This window comes from Frankia gtarii, from assembly GCF_025403375.1.
GTDB classification, from domain to species: domain Bacteria; phylum Actinomycetota; class Actinomycetes; order Frankiales; family Frankiaceae; genus Frankia; species Frankia gtarii.
Map to the genome: position 1 here is coordinate 1 of NZ_JAMPTM010000497.1, position 2,036 is coordinate 2,036.

Annotated in this window: 2 protein-coding genes; both read left to right on the top strand. The window is 73.4% G+C overall.

Going from position 1 to position 2,036, the window contains the following annotated elements; translation table 11 throughout:
- Positions 1 to 92 precede the first annotated feature (92 nt).
- Positions 93 to 491, top strand: a complete 399-nt coding sequence (gene hisI / locus NBZ83_RS31800; protein ID WP_261571309.1) for a phosphoribosyl-AMP cyclohydrolase — start codon at positions 93 to 95, stop codon at positions 489 to 491.
- On the top strand, positions 488 to 2,026 hold the full coding sequence (locus tag NBZ83_RS31805; RefSeq protein ID WP_261571308.1) for an anthranilate synthase component I: 1,539 nt from the start codon (positions 488 to 490) through the stop codon (positions 2,024 to 2,026). The genes hisI and NBZ83_RS31805 overlap by 4 nt, the downstream gene beginning before the upstream one ends.
- The last annotated feature ends 10 nt before the right edge of the window (positions 2,027 to 2,036 follow it).

The window sequence follows — 2,036 nt, forward strand, 5'->3', positions numbered from 1 at the left end:
GGCCCGGGGGAGGGGGTGACGTGCCCGGCGACGCCGGCCCTGACGGCGGACGCCTGCCCCGTCTCGCCGACGCGGACGAGCAGAATGGAGCCGTGACCGTACGTCCATCCGCTCTGGATCCCGCCATCGCCAGCCGCCTGCGTCGTAACGACGCCGGTCTGTTCCCGGCCATCGCCCAACAGCACGACACCGGCGAGGTGCTGATGCTCGGCTGGATGGACGACGAGGCGCTGCACCGCACGCTGACCACCGGGCGGGCCACCTACTGGAGCCGCAGCCGCGGGGAGTACTGGGTCAAGGGCGACACCTCCGGCCACCAGCAGTGGGTCCGCTCGGTCGCCCTCGACTGCGACGGCGACGCCGTCCTCGTCCGGGTGGACCAGATCGGCCCGGCCTGCCACACCGACACCCGGACCTGCTTCGACGCCGATCCGCTGCCCGCGCGCGCGGGTAACCCGGGCGTCGTGGCCGATGCCGGGCCGGCCCGATGACCACCGGGCGGATCGTCCCCGACCGGGCTGCGTTCCACGCCGCCGCCGCCACCCGGCCGGTCGTCGCCGTCACCCGCCGGCTGCTCGCCGACGGGGAGACCCCGGTCGGGATCTACCGCAAGCTCGCCGGCGGGCCGGGCACCTTCCTGCTCGAGTCCGCCGAGCACGGCGGGGTGTGGTCCCGGTACTCGTTCGTCGGGGTGCGAGCGGCGGCGACGCTGACCGAACGCGACGGCCAGGCGGTCTGGGTCGGCACGCCACCGCGCGGGGTGCCGACCGAGGGTGACCCGCTGGACATCCTGCGCGCGGTGGAACGCTCCCTGCGCGCCGACAACGATCCGGATGCCCCGCCGCTGATGGGCGGTCTCGTCGGCTACCTCGGCTACGACATCGTGCGCCGCATCGAACGGCTGCCCTCGCATGCCGTCGACGATCTCGGCCTGCCCGAGCTGCGGATGCTGCTCACCACGGACCTCGCCGTCCTCGACCACGCGGACGGCTCCTGCCTGCTGGTCGCCAACGTCTTCACGGAGGCGCCGGCCGCGTCGGGCCCGGATCCGGCCGACGCCACCCGCCCCGACCTCGACGCTCTCTACGACGACGCGGTGGCGCGACTGGACGCGATGACCAGCGACCTGGCCAAGTGGAGCGAGCCGACGGTGGCGACGACCAGCGGGGCGGCCAGCGGGGTCGGCGACTTCGTCTCCGCCACCCCGCCCGGGGCCTTCCAGGCCTCGGTCGAGCGGGCCATCGAGGAGATCCGCGCTGGGGAGTGCTTCCAGATCGTGGTCTCCCAGCGTTTCGAGCGGGCGACCGCCGCCGATCCCCTCGACGTCTACCGGGTGCTGCGCACGACCAACCCGAGCCCGTACATGTACCTGCTGCGGTTCGGTGACCACGACGTCGTCGGCTCCTCGCCGGAGGCGCACGTCAAGGTCACCGGGCGACGGGCGCTGCTGCATCCCATCGCGGGCAGCCGACCCCGGGGCGCGACGCCGGAACGCGACGCGCAGCTCGCGGCGCAACTGCTTGCCGACCCGAAGGAGCGCTCGGAGCACGTGATGCTCGTCGACCTGGTCCGCAACGATCTGGGCCGGGTCTGCGTGCCCGGTTCGGTGCGGGTCGTCGAGTTTGCCGCCGTCGAACGGTTCTCGCACATCATGCATATCGTCTCCACGGTGATCGGCGAGGTGGCGCCTGAGCGCAGCGCCGTCGACGTGCTCACCGCGACGTTCCCGGCGGGCACGCTCTCCGGGGCGCCGAAGGTGCGCGCGATGGAGGTCATCGACGAGTTGGAGCCCACACGCCGCGGCCTCTACGGGGGCGTGGTCGGCTATCTGGACTTCGGTGGCGACCTGGACACCGCCATCGCGATCCGCACCACGGTGCTGCGCGGCGGCGTGGCCTACGTCCAGGCCGGCGCCGGAATCGTCGCCGATTCCGATCCCGACGCCGAGGACCTGGAGAGCCGCACGAAGGCGGCGGCGGTCCTGCGCGCGATCGAGGTCGCCGAATCGCTGCGGCCCCCGGCATGAGCGCTGGCCC

Coding starts and splice junctions, on each gene's coding strand:
- NBZ83_RS31805 (WP_261571308.1), top strand. CDS start 488: ATGACCACCGGGCGGATCGTCCCCGACCGGGCTGCGTTCCACGCCGCC.